General features: G+C 47.5%; 13 protein-coding genes. 8 read left to right on the top strand and 5 right to left on the bottom strand.

Translation table 11 applies throughout. The features are described from left to right. The first annotated feature begins 49 nt into the window (after nt 1-49). The 8 genes from K4H28_RS04595 (at nt 50) to K4H28_RS04560 (ending at nt 11,265) form a co-directional block, all read left to right on the top strand. On the top strand, nt 50-3,493 hold the full coding sequence (locus K4H28_RS04595; protein WP_221007218.1) for a DEAD/DEAH box helicase family protein: 3,444 nt from the start codon (nt 50-52) through the stop codon (nt 3,491-3,493). A gap of 4 nt (nt 3,494-3,497) precedes the next feature. Next, the gene (locus K4H28_RS04590; protein WP_221007217.1) at nt 3,498-3,794 is read left to right on the top strand and encodes a hypothetical protein; all 297 of its coding nucleotides are present in this window, start codon (nt 3,498-3,500) and stop codon (nt 3,792-3,794) included. Continuing rightward, nucleotides 3,791-5,338, top strand: a complete 1,548-nt coding sequence (locus tag K4H28_RS04585; protein ID WP_221007216.1) for a class I SAM-dependent DNA methyltransferase — start codon at nt 3,791-3,793, stop codon at nt 5,336-5,338. Before K4H28_RS04590 ends, K4H28_RS04585 begins: the two co-directional genes overlap by 4 nt. After that, the gene (locus tag K4H28_RS04580) at nt 5,335-6,495 is read left to right on the top strand and encodes a restriction endonuclease subunit S (RefSeq protein ID WP_221007215.1); all 1,161 of its coding nucleotides are present in this window, start codon (nt 5,335-5,337) and stop codon (nt 6,493-6,495) included. The genes K4H28_RS04585 and K4H28_RS04580 overlap by 4 nt, the downstream gene beginning before the upstream one ends. Nucleotides 6,496-6,571: 76 nt before the next feature. Next, the gene (locus K4H28_RS04575) at nt 6,572-6,760 is read left to right on the top strand and encodes a hypothetical protein (protein WP_221007214.1); all 189 of its coding nucleotides are present in this window, start codon (nt 6,572-6,574) and stop codon (nt 6,758-6,760) included. Nucleotides 6,761-7,635: 875 nt separating this feature from the next. Next, nucleotides 7,636-8,052 (top strand): hypothetical protein, encoded by a 417-nt coding sequence (locus tag K4H28_RS04570; protein WP_221007213.1) that lies wholly within the window; start codon nt 7,636-7,638, stop codon nt 8,050-8,052. Nucleotides 8,053-8,341: 289 nt separating this feature from the next. Beyond that, nucleotides 8,342-9,454, top strand: a complete 1,113-nt coding sequence (locus K4H28_RS04565; protein WP_221007212.1) for a DUF4297 domain-containing protein — start codon at nt 8,342-8,344, stop codon at nt 9,452-9,454. Nucleotides 9,455-9,507: 53 nt separating this feature from the next. After that, complete coding sequence (locus K4H28_RS04560; protein WP_221007211.1) at nt 9,508-11,265, top strand: hypothetical protein; 1,758 nt, start codon at nt 9,508-9,510, stop codon at nt 11,263-11,265. Nucleotides 11,266-11,602: 337 nt separating this feature from the next. Here K4H28_RS04560 and K4H28_RS04555 read toward each other — a convergent pair whose 3' ends face one another. The 5 genes from K4H28_RS04555 to K4H28_RS04535 form a co-directional block, all read right to left on the bottom strand. Continuing rightward, complete coding sequence (locus K4H28_RS04555; RefSeq protein WP_221007210.1) at nt 11,603-12,904, bottom strand: sensor domain-containing diguanylate cyclase; 1,302 nt, start codon at nt 12,902-12,904, stop codon at nt 11,603-11,605. A gap of 510 nt (nt 12,905-13,414) precedes the next feature. Continuing rightward, nucleotides 13,415-14,398: an SDR family NAD(P)-dependent oxidoreductase gene (locus K4H28_RS04550; RefSeq protein ID WP_221007209.1), complete on the bottom strand. Its 984-nt coding sequence runs from the start codon at nt 14,396-14,398 to the stop codon at nt 13,415-13,417. Nucleotides 14,399-14,422: 24 nt separating this feature from the next. Next, nucleotides 14,423-16,117, bottom strand: coding sequence for an alginate export family protein (locus K4H28_RS04545; RefSeq protein WP_221007208.1), 1,695 nt, complete (start codon nt 16,115-16,117; stop codon nt 14,423-14,425). A gap of 623 nt (nt 16,118-16,740) precedes the next feature. Then, nucleotides 16,741-17,127: a hypothetical protein gene (locus tag K4H28_RS04540; protein ID WP_221007207.1), complete on the bottom strand. Its 387-nt coding sequence runs from the start codon at nt 17,125-17,127 to the stop codon at nt 16,741-16,743. After that, complete coding sequence (locus K4H28_RS04535) at nt 17,124-17,534, bottom strand: hypothetical protein (RefSeq protein ID WP_221007206.1); 411 nt, start codon at nt 17,532-17,534, stop codon at nt 17,124-17,126. The genes K4H28_RS04540 and K4H28_RS04535 overlap by 4 nt, the downstream gene beginning before the upstream one ends. Nucleotides 17,535-17,734: the final 200 nt, after the last annotated feature.

Raw genomic sequence — 17,734 nt, 5'->3', positions numbered from 1 at the left:
ACTTCTGGCTATCTATTCACATACCGAATAATTAGCGAGCCTGCCAGATATGTTGATGCAAGACCTGCAATCACTGAATTTTGAACCACTACGCGCTAGCTACCCAGAGCTAGCCAATATGGGCGGCTATGCCGAGCACTATATCTATACAGATCCTGAAAGTGCGCTCGTCAAGTTAAGAAATTTAGCTGAGCGCATGGTCGATCATCTGTATACCCGTCTACGCCTGCCCAAAGCGCCGCAATCGACTTTTGCCGATTTACTCAATAACGGCAGCTTTACGATGCTGGCCGATAAACTGGTGCTCGATAAATTTCATTTACTGCGTCGGCTGGGAAATAGTGCCGCGCACGGTGAAACCATTCGCCCAATGGATGCGCTACGGGCTTTGCATGAAGCATGGCAATTGGCACGTTGGGTTCATGTTTCACTCACTGGCGGCAAAGTAGAAGATTTCGGTAGCTACAAAGAACCACCAACCGAAGGCATCGACAGTAAAGCAGCGATCAAGCGAGAGAAAAAACGCCTCGCAGAAGAAAACTCGGCCAAAGAAATCCAAATCAAAGCGATGCTCGCCGAGCTAGAAGCTTTGCGCGCTAGTGAAGCAGCTCAACGCGCCGCCATCGACAAGGCAAATAGCCCTTTACCCAAGGAAGAAATCGAGCAACTGGCCCAGCAAAGCCAAGCCACCGTTCGGCAACTGCATTTCTCGGAAGACAAAACCCGTGAATACATGGTGGATCGTGATCTTGCCTTGGTTGGCTGGTCTGTTCCTACCGCAGCCAAGCCCAATCCTGCAGTTGGCCTAGAAGTGGAAGTTCAACATCAAGGTACTCAAACGGGCATCGGCTATGCCGACTATGTTTTATGGGATGACAACGGTAAGCCACTCGCCGTTGTTGAAGCCAAACGCACCAGCAAAGATGCGCGTGTCGGCCAAGCTCAAGCCAAAGATTACGCTGATGGCTTAGAAAAAATGTACGGCCAACGGCCAATGATTTTCTTTACCAATGGGCACGATATTTGGGTTTGGGATGACGCGATGGGCTACCCTCCTCGCAAGGTGTATGGTTTTTATAGCAAAGATACACTGCAGTACCGTATTGGCTTCCAGCGTAATAACCGCCTTGATTTGCTCAAGATACAACCCGATTCTGAGATTGCAGGCCGATTGTATCAAATCGAAACGCTCACTCGTGTCAAAGAGCGTTTTGCCGCTAAGCATCGCAAAGCCTTAATCGTACAAGCCACCGGCACCGGTAAAACTCGCGTTGCGATTGCGCTGTCTAAAATGCTGATCGAAGCCAAATGGGCTAAACGCGTGCTGTTTCTGTGCGATCGCAAAGAGCTGCGCAAGCAAGGCAAAAAAGTATTCAACGATTATCTCAAAGAGCCGATTTACGTCTTCGGCCAACAAAATACCATCAGCAAATTTGATGCGCGGATTTACATCGGCATTTACCAAGGCCTGATCAATGATTACGAAAACTTCGACGTGGGCTTTTTCGACCTGATCATCGCCGATGAATCGCATCGTTCGATCTACAACCAATACGGCGATATTTTCCGCTACTTTGATGCACTGCAAGTCGGCCTCACTGCCACGCCAGTCGAAATGGTTAGCCGCAGTACTTGCAATCTTTTTGCTTGTGATTACAAAACCCCGACCGCCAATTACACGCTAGAAGACGCGGTACGTGAGGGCAACTTAGTCCCGTACAAAATCGTCACCCACACCACGCAATTTCTGCGCGATGGTATTAAAGCCGCGCACCTCAATGATGAGCAAATCGCGCAATTAGAAGACCAAGGCATCGACCCCAATGAGCTTGATTTTGATGGCAAGGAACTCGACAACGCCATTTTCAATGAAGACACCAATCGCGCTATTTTGAAAAACTTAATGGAACGCGGTATTCGTGATATCGACGGCCAATTGCCAGGCAAGTCCATCATCTTTGCGCGCAATATCAAACATGCCCGCTTGCTAGAAACCGTCTTTAACGAAGAATGGCCGCAATTCTCCGGTAATTTCTGCGCCGTGATTCACTCCGAAGAGCCACGCGCTGAGACCTTAATCGATAATTTCAAAGACCCTAAAAATCCGCTGCGGATCGCGATTTCAGTCGATATGCTCGATACCGGCATCGATGTACCTGAAGTCGTCAATCTGGTATTTGCCAAACCCGTTAAATCCAAAGTCAAATTCTGGCAAATGATTGGCCGTGGTACGCGCCTATGCAAAGACCTATTTGGCCCCAAGCAAGACAAACAGCATTTTTTGATTTTTGATCATTGGGAAAACTTCGCCTTCCATGAAATGAATGCCGACGAAGCCGAAGCGAAAACACCCAAATCACTCGCGCAACGTCGCTATGAATCTCGCCTCAATCTAGCACGCTTGGCGTTAAAATCACGTGAGCTAGAAGCCTTTTCAACGCTGCGAGATTTACTTATTAACGATGCCATCACGCTCGATGATCGTACCATCTGCGTGCGTGACAATTGGCAAGCCGTGCAGCAAGCCCGCGACACCAAGCTCGTGCACGATTTTGCCCCAATCACCGTGACGCTCTTGGGTGAAACCGTCGCGCCACTGATGCAAGCGCTCGATGTTCGCGGCCAAGGTGATGCCCTGCGCTGGGATATTCAAATGACTGAGGCGCAAGATGCCGCACTCAAAGGCACACAGCCCAATCCAGTCAAAGCCGACATTCTGGATTTACTCAGCCGCTTGCCAGCCAATCTGAATGCAGTACGCGCCAAAGCTAAAATACTCAAAGAAATCGAAAGCGCTGAATTCTGGCAAGACGTCACTTTTGCCGATTTGGAAAGCAAACGCCTCGCCTTGCGTGAAATCATTCACTTGGCCGAGCCGCCCGTTGCGCCGCCAAAGCCAGAGCCCCGCGTGTTCGATGTAAAAGAAGACGAAGCGCTGTATGAAATTGGTGAGCGACTCACCAACATCAAATCGGTCGACGCGCGAATTTATCAACAAACTGTTGAAGCGGCATTGCGCCCATTGTTTGCCACCAACCCTGTGCTAATCAAAATCCGTGAAGGTTTGTCCGTTTCAGATGCCGAGCTTGATCAACTCAATAGCCTATTGCACACACAAAACCCAACGCTGGATTTGAATTTGCTCAAGCAGTTTTACCCAGACACCGCTGCGCCCTTAGGCGCGATCTTGCGCGATATCGTCGGCCTAGATGCCAATGCGGTCTCGCAACGCTTCACCACATTTGCGCAAAAATACAATCTCGACAGCAAGCAAATTCGCTTTTTGGATATGTTAAAAGATCAAATCAACATCAACAAGGGTATCAAGCTCAATGCATTGTTTGAAATGCCTTTCACACGGATACATGGTGAAGGTATTGCAGGTGTTTTCCCTCACGACGATCAATTTAACGAGCTTTCCAGTATCATCCGCAGCTTCGGCGAGCCACTGGAACCGCCTGCGGCACCAGCAAGCCCTAATTTGAATCAATAAGACCATGACCATCGAACGATTTAGCCATCTTTTTTGCCTGATACACGGCAGTGGCGACGTACTTTACCCGATCAAAATGAGGTGTAAAAAGACGGGGGTCATCGCTTTTCGCGTAGCGCCACACGGCAACACGACCCAAGACAGTATTGAGCTGCATGACGAGCATGAAGTGCTTCGTCATGTTCGCGACCTCGGTTTTAGCGTACGGGCAAAAAGTAAAACCACCGAACGCCACGGGCTCTACAAACTAGAGCAACGCTGCATCACCGAACTCAAAATTTTAACGAAGGCAACACCATGATCACCGGCGAATTAAAAAACAAAATCGACTGCCTCTGGACCGAATTCTGGACCGGCGGCATTACCAATCCGCTGACGGTCATCGAGCAAATTACCTTTCTGATGTATTCGCGCTTATTAGATATGCAAGAGCGCAAAGACGAGCGCCGTAGCCAGATGACGGGCCAAGCCTTTAATCGCCGCTTTAACCCCGACGAGCAAGATTGCCGCTGGGAAACCTGGCGGCACTTTGGTGCTGAGCAAATGTTGCCGCATGTGCGCGACAAAGTATTTAAGCATTTTCGTATCATGGCTGAGAGAGGTGGTAACGAAGGCAGTTTATTCGCCGACTTTATGAAAGATGCTCAGCTCATGATTCAGCGAGATACCTTGCTAGTCAGGGCCGTCAATGCAGTCAACGCATTGCCTCTAGAGCAGGGCGACACCAAGGGCGATCTGTACGAATATCTGCTCAGCAAACTCACCACTGCGGGCATCAACGGCCAGTTCCGTACGCCGCGCCACATCATCCGCATGATGGCCGAGCTGATGGAGCCGCAGCCGACCGACTGCATTTGCGACCCCGCTTGCGGTACCGGTGGTTTCTTGGTTGAAACCTACGATCATTTACTGCGCACACACAGCAGTGCGGCAGGTATCCATACTGAAACCTTTATTAATGAACGCGGTGAGGCCGATACCGCCACCCTGTACAGCGGTGACTTGCTGCAGGCGCATCGTCAGCACATCGACACCGACATGTTCCACGGCTTTGATTTCGACGCCACCATGCTGCGCATCGCCAGCATGAATCTGATTATGCACGGCGTCGCCGCGCCTGCGATTCATTACCAAGACACGCTTAGCCAAAACTTTGCCGAAAAGCGCCCAAGCCAAGCCAAAGACAGTTTCGATCTGATTTTGGCCAATCCGCCATTCAAAGGCAGCCTCGACGAGCATGACGTATCGCCCGACATTCTGCGCGTGGTAAAAACCAAGAAAACCGAGCTACTGTTTATCGGCCTGATTCTACGCATGCTCAAAGTCGGCGGGCGCTCCGCCACCATCGTGCCCGATGGCGTGCTGTTCGGCTCATCCAAAGCGCACGTGCAACTGCGTAAACACCTGATCGAAGACCACCAGCTCGAAGCCGTGATTTCACTACCAAGCGGTGTATTCAAACCCTACGCCGGTGTATCGACCGCCATTATCGTGTTCGCCAAAGGCGGCAGTACCGACGACGTTTTTTTCTATGACGTACAAGCCGACGGCTACTCGCTCGACGACAAACGCCAACCAATCAAAGACAACGATCTGCCCAAAGTCCTTGCCGAATACAAACGCTGGTGCAACCGCGACGGCGACTTTAGCGATCGCACCCAGCAAGCCTTTGGCGTACCCAAAGCCGATCTGGTCGCGCAAAACTACGATCTATCAATCAACCGTTACAAACAACAGGTTTACGCCGTCGAACAACACGAAGACCCACGCGAGATTCTGAACCGCTTGATGACGCTGGAAGATGAAATTCAGCGAGAGTTGAAAGAGTTGGAGGCTATGCTGTGACTTGGCCAATGATGGAACTAGGTGAAGTTTGTGAGTTTGAAAATGGTGATAGGGGCATAAACTATCCCTCAAGAGATGAATTTGTAGATTGTGGTATTCCGTTTATTAACGCAGGGGATATTGCTGATAATGGCATCAGCCTCGCTGGGCTTAATTATATAACTCAAGATAAATACACGCAGCTTGGAGCAGGCAAGACTAAAGTTGGTGATATTGTATTTTGTTTACGCGGATCGATTGGAAAATTTGCATTAATTAAAGACTTACCACAGACCGCGATAGCTTCATCACTGATTATTATTCGACCAAGTAAAGCCATTGATACAAACTACCTAATGCAATACTTAGGCAGCCACGCTTGCAAGAAAGAAATAAGTAAATTTGAAAATGGAGCGGCACAACCAAATTTATCCGGTCGTGATTTGAAAAAATTTCTAATCCAAATTCCCCCGCTTGAAGAGCAAAAACGCATCGCCGCCATCCTCGACAAGGCCGACAGCCTGCGCCGCAAACGCGCCCAAGCCATCGCCCTCGCCGACGACTTCCTCCGCGCCACCTTCCTAGAAATGTTCGGCGACCCCGTCACTAATCCGAAGGGGTGGCCGGTTAAAAAACTCGGTGAGATCGGCACGCTTGACCGTGGAATATCAAAGCATCGACCAAGAAATGACCCTTCTCTTTTGGGAGGAGCATATCCACTTATCCAAACCGGTGAAGTTTCAAAAAGCGATGGCTATATACGCAGTTATACGGCGACTTACTCTGATAAAGGATTGCAACAAAGCAAAATGTGGCCCAAAGGCACTCTGTGCATAACCATTGCGGCAAATATTGCTAAAACAGGGATTTTGCGATTTGACGCATGTTTCCCAGACAGTGTTGTTGGGTTTTCCGCTGTCGACTCGGCAACCGTTGAATATGTTCGAATATGGTTATCCTTCTTGCAAAAGACACTGGAAGATAACGCACCTGAATCTGCTCAGAAAAACATCAATTTAGCAATCTTGCGAGATTTGAATATCCCAACTCCACCCATTGAGTTGAAAAAAAGATTCGAACAGACCGTGATTACAGTTAATAACTTAAAAGAGGTAAGTAGTAATGCTCTTGCTGTTGTTGCCTCGTTATCAGAGGCGTGTCAAAGCCAAGTTTTCTAACTAAACAAATCGTAAGCCAACCGCGTACGGCACATTGCTTTTGTAGGGCGTCAATAAGCGAAGCGCATTGCGCCGTATGATGTCGATTGCATTCAATTCGTCAGCCGTAATAAATGGAGCGCGACAAAGCTGCGCACATCCAACCGATGCGCTATGGCAGGTGCAAGGTTTTAACGACACCGCACGAACCGCCACCATCCACGGCGTAATTTCTACGGCGATGAATGCCCTACTGAACTTTAGAATGACAGGTATTGCCCTGTAGGCATTGATAATCAATACCCAAAAGTCAATACATATCGTTTTTTTGAGTTCCCTCATTTGCGAACTCGGACTGAACTCATAGCCGCGTTTCCAAGGGCTACAAAAATGATGGGCGAATTGGCAAAGCGTGCAGCGGAAAATTAAAAACAGTTGAACGCGCGGAACGCGTGTTTGAGACCAAAAGCTTACCAAACACTTTCACCCTCTCGGTGGATCAGGAACGCAAGATGAGAGTTTGTCTTACGTTTTTTCAAGGTCCAAAAATTAACCTGTTTTTGAGTTAATTTTCGATTCACGAGTAATTTTCATGTAAATAATCTATTGATTTGTCACTTTCAGCCATTTTTTGTCACTATTAGTGATTTTTGCCCATTTTTTGCAGGAGTTGGGCGTAAATTGTAGAAAGTGACAAATAGTACCTTCCGTACCAGAGAAAAATTAACTTACCTTACATTTTACACCACTAAAAATTAAATTTTTTAATTAAGATGGTTTCATGGAGCGTAATTTAAATGTAAATATAATATTGATTTGTCACTTTCATTCATTTTTTGTCACTATTTGTGATTTTTGCCCATTTTTTGCAGGAGTTGGGCGTAAATTGTAGAAAGTGACAATGAATCGCCCTAGCTTTTGTAGAGACATTTGAGTGTCGGCTATGGCCGAACAGCATTGGCATGATCCAAAAAAGATTAAGGCCGCAACCTGGTGGTTAGCGGCCTTTCATTTTTCAACCGTCGGCATCGACACTTCGGCCAAAGCGGCCGCTCATGAACTTTTGCTTTCGTTTAACATTCATCAGTCCGATTCGTCTCGCAAAATACGATGCGTTAAACTCCGCGCCTCCGATTCAACTTATTTTAATTAACGAAAACGATGCGCAAATATGCCTCACAAAAACCTAAAGTTGCTGCGGCAGCACTCGTTGATAGCCTGATGTTACCAATGTGGTCCGCGATTCATCTTTATGATCGGGAAATGTGGCTCCCAGCTAATTTGAAAATGCTTGTCCTTGCACTCAATGCAACCGAGCGTCTCCGAAAAATGACGCCAATGCCGTTTCTTAAAGTGCAACGACTGAACTTGCTGCGAGAGTCCTTAAACTTGCTTCAGCAAGGCTATGCTGAAACGAATCGATTTGAAAAACAGCTGATTCATTACCAGCGCATGTGTGATGCGCTGACCCACATTGAACAACAGTGGAGAATGGCGGCACATGATTCACTATTAACTGCGTTGGTGAATGAAATGGATGCCAACGAGAAGGCTGAAAAAGAAAGAGCAACATTATGAGCCACCTCGGATTAAATGCCTGCGAATGACCGAGCAGCCATAGCGGAGTGCAATAAATGATGAAGGCCGCAACCAGATGGTTTGCGGCCTTTCATTGTTCAAACTTCTGCAACTACAGATCGGCCTTTGCGGTCATTCAACGATTTAAAGTGAAACTACCGGTCTACACTAGAATCCGAATAGTCTCCGCAGCAAGTTTTAAACTCACAGCCAACAAAAGCTGTATAATTGTGAAAGGTTAATGGGGCATCTCGTCAGTGAGCAACGCCAAGTAAACTTGGGGACGTAATTGGATACAACAAAGGAATTGTCAGGCAATAACCCTCTTGCCACAGCACAGCGAGAAACGGCGGGTGCGCAAACGTTCGAGAAATACGAATACCAGTACCACTGGGCACTGTGCCGAATTCTTGGCGCTCACGAAAATTCTGACGATTATGTTGTCTTTATCGAGTTGCATGAAGACGTGGTGTTAGCAACTTCGACCGATGAGTCCATCGCACGGTTTGAATTCAATCAGATAAAAAATGTCAGCTCGTCTGCTTGGAGCAAGCAAAAACTTACTTCGGTTCCTAAGGTTAAGGCCAAAATAGTAACAAATTCAATTCTTGGGAAGATGCTCCAAGGAGTTCGTGAAAAGCCTTTTGTCGACAAGCTGAACTCGCTCGATCTAGTTGCAACCTGCGGCTTCAATTTACCTCCCAAAATAGATGGCCTCAAGCTCTCGATTATTTCGATTGGTGATCTCCACGATGACTGCTTGAAAGACATCCAAGCTGCGCTCGACAAGGAACTTGGCACCTACCCCATTCCTAAAACTTTGAGGTTTATTACTCCCGATCTGCCGGCATCCGGTTTTCAGGACGTTGCTATTGGCCGAATTTCCAAGCTTGTCGATGTGAAAGCGCCAGGTGCCAAGTGCAATGCCTCTACGATCTATCGAGTGCTCATTGACGACTTGCATCGCAAGGGAGCTGTGGCATTTGATTTTACTGAGTGGAACAACCTTGTAAAGAATAAAGGAACAACCCACAGCGACGTAGAAAGAGTCATTTCATCATATACAGAAAGCAGGGGTATTGAGGTCTTCTTGCAGGACTTTGAGGACATCCTTAACGAATTTGAACTTAAGTCTAACAAGCGGATCCAGATTCGGAGAGCTTTTGAGCGCTACCACAATGCAGTGCGCTTAGAACGCACCTTGATTGCCATCGACAACCATCAAGCAGTCAAAGATACGGTTGAACGCAACTTTGAGGCATTCGAAGAACAAGGTGCGACATGGTTTATGAAGAAGGCTTTTGAGTCCTTGCCTGAAACAACCAAAAACAACCTTGTTGATTTGGAATCAATCCAAGCTGCGATCATCTACGAGCTGTTGAGTAAATGCCATGAAAAATGAGCCGACCATCGACAACTTCAAACTGCTGATTAGAAATCTCAGGACAAAGCAGCATGAAAAACTTAGCATTCAAACGACTGGTAGTAGCATCCGATACCCTAAAGTCCGGAAATCAGTTCGAGTTCAAACCACGCTTCAACCTGATAACGGCGAACGACAATAGTTTTGGAAAATCGACACTAGCCAAGTTGCTCTTCTGGACTTTAGGTGGAGATCTGGAGCTGGATATCACATGGGCATCATTTGATGTTCGCTGCTTGGTTGATTTCACTATTGGAGGGGAGACCTATCAGGTTGGACGATACGGAAACATAATGTTTCTCCATCGTCCAAATGGTCAATGGGAAAAATTTCCTAAAATCACTGGTAAGTACTCTGAGGTTTTTGCTGAGATCGTTGGTTTCAAGGCTTTGCTACCAAACAGGAACGATGCAACCAAACTTGAATCTCCCCCTCCTGCCTTCTACTTTTTGCCTTTCTATGTAGATCAGCGGCGGAGTTGGTCTCACGCATGGAATGGCTTCATCAATCTTGAGCAATACTCCAAGTGGCAAAAGACCATCATCGAATATCATACAGGTTATTTGCTACCTGAATTTTTCGAGTTCGAAGAGCAGATTGCTACTCGAAACCTTGAGAAAAAAACAGCAGAAATAGAGGTCAAGAAGATTGAGACTGCAATCGAGGTCGTCAAAACGTACCTGCCTACATCGATCAAAACCGTTGCCCTTTCAAAGGGAGAGTTCGACACCCTCGCTGCGGAGGTCACTGAAGACATTGCCAACCTCCAGGCTAAACAAGAAGAACTACTTGGTACGATTGCCGAAATCCAAACTGAACGCCTCTATTTGCAAAGTCAACTTGATCTGTCAACGCTAGCATCTACTGAGCTTGAAAAGGATTACTCCTTTTCTGTCGAATGCGTTGAAGGTGAGTCCCTGCTGTGTCCGCTATGTGGAACCGAGCACGATAACTCGTCACCAAGACGAGCCTCCATCCTCGCAGATAAGGATGAAGCAGACAGCCTAGTGACACAGCTCAGCGGAAAGATTGACCTCCTAGACAAAAAACTGGTTAGAACTCAGAAACAGCACGAGAGCACGCGTACTGAAATTGATTTCATCAACAACAAATATAAATCGCTTGATTCCTCCGAAACGACTGACACAGGGACAAACTCAGCCGAATCATCATTCCTAGGCAGCATCGCTTCTCGCGCAGTTCAGATGCATGTGCAGCAAACGATGGAGACCAAAACAACTCTGATCCGAACCATCAATGCCACCAACAAAAACTTGAGAGCAGAACAGAAGAAGCTATTGACTAAGGATGAACGAGAAAATCTTGATGCCACCTTCAAAGACTCCTTGGCTAAGTATATCGATGAGCTGAAGGCTCAAGGCATAAATCTATCCCCAATCGAGTCCCCTCTTGATTACAAGAAGCTCTATGGAAGCGGTGGCGCGGCGGAAAGCACCCGTGGCCTCCTAGCATATTACATGTCCATTATCCGACAGGCGCATAGAGCAGAGAATGAGGTATTCTCGGCAGTGGTAATCGATACACCAAATCAACAGGAACAAGCAGATTTCAACTACGAGAAGATCCTTAAGTTCCTGATGGACTCGGTACCTCCAAACACACAACTCATTTTGTGCGCTATGAACCGTAGCGAAATCGATAGCTATAAGAGTGCAGCACACGTTATTGAGCTGGACGAAAAAAAGATTCTCAGCGATACGAAGTACGCTGAATGCCGGGCATTGCTCAACTTCGATGCCCCTATCTCTTCGTCTTCGCCGGCTCAATGATTATCTGTGATGAACAAATAACGAAGGCCGCAACCTGATGGTTAGCGGCCTCTCAATTTTCAACTGTCGGCATCGACACATCGGCCTTTGCGGTCACTCATGTGTTTCTTAGCATTACATCGGTCATCTAGCTTTTTTGTCACCAGTGAATCTGTCGACAATGCCTTTTTAGCAGACGGTTGTCGGCTAGTTGCTGCCTCTCCGAGGCTCCCGTTGTAGCCGCTTTGCAAGCCATAAGTGTTTGTTCCCATCTTATTGCTGCTGTCGCCACTATTTGTATCATCGATTATGGTATGGTTGCTCAACGCTGTTACTTGTATGCCAAGTAAACGGAATATTAGGAGTTGGCACTTGGAGCTGTCCGCCAACACCCTCGGCCGGCTTTTTTCGCCTGATAGAGGGCATGATCGGCTCTTGCCATCAGTTCTTCAAAAGTACTGGACTGGTCTGATAGGGCAGCACCGATACTGACTGAGAGTTTAAGTTTCTTTCCATCAGGCGCAGTGAGGATACTATCGCGTAACGACGCCAAAAAACGTTCCGCAGCAATTGTCAGTCCGTCTTCGTCTGCCTCATCAATAACGATGATGAATTCATCCCCACCGAATCGGCCAATAATGTCGCTCTCGCGTAATGTCTTTTGGCAAGCGTTGACGATGCTAATGATGTAGGTGTCACCAAATGCATGGCCATAGGAATCATTGATAGCTTTGAAATGGTCAATGTCGATCAAGAGCACCGCCAAGCGTGCTTCCCGCCTTTGGGTTCGCAACAGTATACTTTCAGCTTGCTCAATCAAAAAACCTCGCGTCAGGACTCCGGTCAGCGTATCGATACGGGCCAAATTTTGATATTTGTTTTTGAGGAGAATGATATCGGTTATGTCTGTTGAAATACCTATTAATCGATCAGCTTTACCATCTTTGAATAATGGGATTTTGATGGACCAACAAAATATTTCCTTCCCGTTTACATCCGAGACGATTTCCTCCCCAGTCACTTTACATCCGCCGTCGAAAACGGCTTTATCCATCGCAGCAAGACGTTCGGATGTCTCAGGTGTGAGCAGGTCTTGCTCCAACGTTCCAACAATTTCATTAACAGGCTTTGAGTACAGTCGAGCTAAATTTTCGTTTGCGTACAGATAACGCCCCTCCCGATCTTTGATATATACATAGGCGTCCATGTTTTCGAGTACTTGGCTCAACTGCTTTTTCTGCTCTTCCAAATCTCTTTCGAGCTGAAGGCGTTCCGTGATGTCCGTTGAGATGCCGCAAAGCCCAGTAACCTTGCCATCAGCTCCGCAAATAGGGCGCTTGACCGTCCAAAAAATACGCTCTTCACCCGTCGTGGCGATGATATTGCGCTCTACTTGCTCGATATGATTGCCGTCTTTTAAAACACTCAGGTCATTTTTGCGCAATTCATCGGAAATTGTCAGGTCGAAGAATTTTTCATCCGTAAAACCGATTACGTCATCTAGGTGTTGACCAAAAAGATCGCAGACCATTTCATTAGCAAAGGTGTACCGCCCTTCGAGATCCTTAGTGAAAACATAAGCCCCGACATGATCGAGTGTAAATCTAAGGTGATTTATTTCTGCCCCCAAATCAGGAGGTGATAGCGGGTCTTCTCTCATGTGCATTTTTCGTCAGTTCCTAAACGCCTTATCCAAGTGAAGGATCAGCATCCTAATACTATCTAACAGTAGGTCGTTCTTAACCGCACTTTTAAAGTTGCAAGTGGAGCGCTTGAAGAGCGGCAAGATGTTCACTGGTGATGTAGATATCTTACAAACCAATGTCATTCGAAGGCTCGACTGCAGTGAGTTGGAAATTGATTTTCATCATTTACCATAGCTGATCGACAGGTTAGTTGCATGCTATACGGACAGAATTACGTGAGAGGCGATTTTAGCCGAGCAGCTTTGGCATACATCCAAAATGAATAAGGCCGCAACTCAATGGTTAGCGGCCTATCTTTCACGCTTTAGCTTCGACAAATTGGCCTTAGCTGCCATCTAGAAGAAAAATTTTTGATAAATCTTACCCCAGGCTTTAGTACCTACATTGAACAGCACCTTAAAATTTCATCGGTGCGAAAAATAGATTCTTGATACTTTGAATCAAACACTTTTAGCGGCTTGCGCTCAATAAGCAGTCCAGCCACCATCAGTTGCATAGAGCGCGCCGGTGAGGTTGGAGGCTTCATCCGAGAGCAAAAAGCTAATCACCGCAGCCTGTTCCCATACCGTCGATTGGCGTTTATTGCTATCAGCGTAGGCTTGTAGACTTAGCGTTTTAGTGCGGCCCATATTCGGCACCGTCGAGCCCGCGTTTTCCTTGCTAGCGGCCGTCACATACTTTATCGCCATATCGGTCATTGCCGTTTCTGTCGCGGCCATATTCACTGAGTTCACGCGAATGCCGTACGGCGCATAATCAATCGCACCGCTGCGCGTTAGGCCACTACACGCGTGCTTACTGGCGACATAGGCTGAGTTGCCAGCCAAGCCCGTTAAACCGGCAATCGAACAAATATTCACAATGGCACCACCCTTGCCTTGCTTAAGCATTGGTTTGAGTTCGGCGCGCATCGATTTAAAGACGCCAGTGGCGTTGATGTCCATCAGCGTATCGAAATATTCATCACCCGCATCGGCAATCGGGTTGGGTAGCAAGTCTTTTTGTTTTTGATAATCAAACACTGCATCTGGTGCCATTGCCGCCATGACGCCCGCCGAGTTCAGCGCGCCATTCAGCTCACCAAAGGTCGTTACTGCATGCGCCACTGCTTTTTGTAGATCGGCATTATTGCGTACATCGCCTTTAACAAATTCAGCTTTACCGCCTTCTTTGCGAATTTGGGCGACAGTTTCAGCGCCCTCTTTGGCGAGCACGTCAAAAATCACTACATTGGCACCTTCGCGTGCCAAACGAATCGCAGAAGCTGCACCGATGCCGCGCGCGCCGCCGGTAATCAGATAGGTGCGGCCTTCATGCCGTTTCGCGGCGAAATACGCAGGGTCAACCGGTTTAATATCGACCGCTTTATAGTTTTCGGCCATCGCTGGGCTGGCGAGCAAACCGGCAGTTAACATCGAAATACCTAACGATTTTGCAAATTTTTTCATGCGTTTTCCCCTTGAGGATGGTCATTAAAATCGAACAATCATCAGCGCGCTGGCGCTAAACCAATTTTGGTAATCATTGTTGAGGGCACTGCGAATGGCTTCACCGGGCTGGGTATACGCGGCCGAGAACACAAAAATCAGATTGGGGTTGGCCACATAACGAGCTGTTAAATTCAGCTCCATACCAAGATCATCTGATTCGAGCACCGACAAAGCCTGCGCCCCGCCCAAATTATTTAAAGTATCCGCTTTAAAGAGCCAGAATTGGGGCGTTAATTCCCAGCGCGGTGCGGGTTGCAAGCGCGCCATAAAACGATGCGCGATCACATTGGACGTTTGCACCACTTTATATTGATTTAAACCTTGCACCCATTCGTCACCAGCGCCGCCAGCAAACAAAGGGTCCCAACGCTCAAAAGTCGGCGTATCGGGATTATCACCAGTGAATTTTGAATAACGGTAGCTCAAGGTCGGACGCCATGCAGTATCCCTAAATTGATAACCCAATTCGGCATAACCGCCCCACGCCTCCATATCAAAATTGCGATTCGTTTGGCGTGCCAGCTCTGCGTTGGCATAAAAATTTGACACGCTGGCAGGCGGATCAAACGCAAAGCGAAGATCCAAAACTTCCAAACCTTCGCGTGAATACGTCGCAGTGGGTGTGTAATATTTGAAGGTGGACTCAGGCACTTGCAGTGCCATGGCGCCCAGACGTAGATTAGGCAAAACACGACCTTCGTAATTCACGCCCTGAATGACTGTTCGGCTGTCGATGGGCTCTAGTTCATCGGGATCAAGCTGAAATAGCTCCAGCTTGTGATCGTCATACACAAACTGCGCATGGATTAATTCATCTGCGGCATTGCGGGGATTGGATTGCAATGCGGCTCGATCACCACCATTGGCTGAGGCCAAGCGCAAAATCATCCCGTTATCGACCTGAAACGCTTTACGTCCATAGAGCAAGCTCATTTGGCGTACGCCCCCCTGCTCAGTCGTATTACGACCGATAAAGCCAAAGTAAGCATCCTCAAAGCCACCATGCGTGCGAGTTTGATCGGTGAATAATTCTGGCCCCCAAGAACCAGAAGCAATATAACTGCCACCACCAAAAACAGAAATGTGATCGGTCACTGCATTAATACCGTACAACCCCGCTTCAACACTACTTTCAAACCACGTGTCGTTGCCTGAGCCTGATGGCGTTTTTGCCAGTGGATTACCAGCCGTTAGAATTTCTGGTCGGCCAAAGAAAGCATGAGTATTGGAAAAAACCATCGACTTATTCACCAGCTTGGCTTGCAGCACAGAGCGATCATCGGCGTAAAGGGTTGGGAAATCTTGCCAATCCCCCGTTGCAAACAGCCCCATCGTACTATCAGCGAGTGGTTTAGCCACTTGCGACAGGGTGATATCCAAGACCAGTTCAAGGTTACCGCTAGCGCTAGTTTGCACCTCATAGCGAGCGTCGCCCACAAAGCTCAAACGCCGTACCTGATTGAGCATCAAGTCACTACGCACCGGGTCAAATCGGTTACCGGGATGGGCGGCAAAGGCTTTCAATGCCGCGTCGCGATAGGTGGCGTTTTCTTGCTGACCACCGTCAAAACGAACGCTGACCGACTCAATACGGCGTCCGCTTAAATCCGCTTCGACGCCTGCATAGGCAAAGGGTGCGAGCCAACACAGCACGACCAGAAAAAATGGCTTAAGCACTATGAGCTTTAAGCGCTTGCAAGCAGAAAAACCTAAAAAACTGAGCATAGATTGAATTTAAAACCAAAGAGATATAGAGATTAAAGCGATATATTCCAACTCTCAAGTTAGTACAAATACTGACTTGGTTATTTCAAATAATTTAACAAGCATGAAATGCATTGCCATATTACAATCCCCCACAAAGGGGCCATCACGATTACATTAGAAAACGACGCCATGCAGAGGCTTTAACCAATTGTCGACAATGGTTATAGTTTACGGCCTAGTTAACGACAACGTTAATAGGCGATGTCACGGGATATGCTCGCATCAACTTTACGTTTGGTTGAGCACACTTCTCGAGGGGCATTGGTTTTCGCTTGGCCCACTTTGCTGACGCCGTCTTGATATAAGCCATACACGCATGCGTAACTATAAAAGAAGCTTCGGCAATTATTTTCGGTACCAATCACGGGAAAAAACAAGGCATGATTAACTCCAATCAAACCTGTCTTGTTAGTCTGTCGCATTCATCTTAAGGAATGTTTAAGCAACTTTGAACTAAATGTGCGGTTTCGCACAGCGGCTTGCTGTGCTTAAAATTGGTGGGGTACAGTTTGTAACCCCTTGCAGACGGAGTATTAATCGCTGTTAGAAATTGCAGCAGCAATTCCGACAATCGCTGCGCCGACTACTGCGCCTCCGAGAAAATTATCTCGGCGGTCGTCGCGGTAATCATCCCAATATTGCTCACGGCGATTCTCGCGAATTTCGCGGCGAATTTCTCGACGTGCTTCGCGTCGTTCCTGATTGACTTCACGAAAGCCTTCACGGATTTCACCACGAGCACAGTCGCGGGTAGTGCAGCGGCTCAACTCGCGACGGGCTTCGCGTTTTTCTCGCTCGACCGAGCGAATGCCTTCACGCACTTCGCGCCTAACTTCATAGCGGCCTGCTTGTGCGGGGTTAGCCCAAGCAACCATGCTCAGAGTAAAGACGGCTAGTATCAAAGTAACAGGGTTACTCACTTTTGGCCTCCTTTGCTGGCGCGGAATTTAGTAACGCGTTTTTCGTAGTTGTCCAAGACTGTTTTGCAGTCGCTTGTTTTTATTTGCATTTTAGAGCCATAGCCAAAAGCTGCGCTGAACAAAAAGGCGCGATCCACGCCCAGAGCTCGGGCGATTTCATTATTAAGATTCATGACTTCGCGTTCCAGCATGGTTTTCTGGCTTGAGTCAACGCAACCATGGGCTAACCCCGACAGATAGCCAAAGCTCTTTAGCCCTTCATCTAGTTGTTCTTCCGCCTTTTCTTTCGCGGCTGTGATCACTTCTATATTAGATGTGGTATTGGCTGTTGGCGTGGTTTCGGCCTGCACTGGCATGGAGCACACAAGAATTACGGCACAATTAGCTAATAGATACTTTGCACTCATCTTTGTATTCCTTTATGTGTTTAGACTATTAAATATAGCCAAGAGTAGAGACGATGTGCTGTTATTCGTAACAAGGGCGGCTTGGGCTTTTGATGGAGGGGGAAATGGCCTAGATCGTCGTGCAGAAGCCAAAACGAAGGCAGTTGCAAAACGACTTAATCAACAGGATAAGTTGGCTTGAGTGCTTAATTTTTATATTA

Source organism: Deefgea tanakiae, assembly GCF_019665765.1.
Classification (GTDB): domain Bacteria; phylum Pseudomonadota; class Gammaproteobacteria; order Burkholderiales; family Chitinibacteraceae; genus Deefgea; species Deefgea tanakiae.
This window is presented reverse-complemented; position numbering and strand designations above follow the sequence as displayed.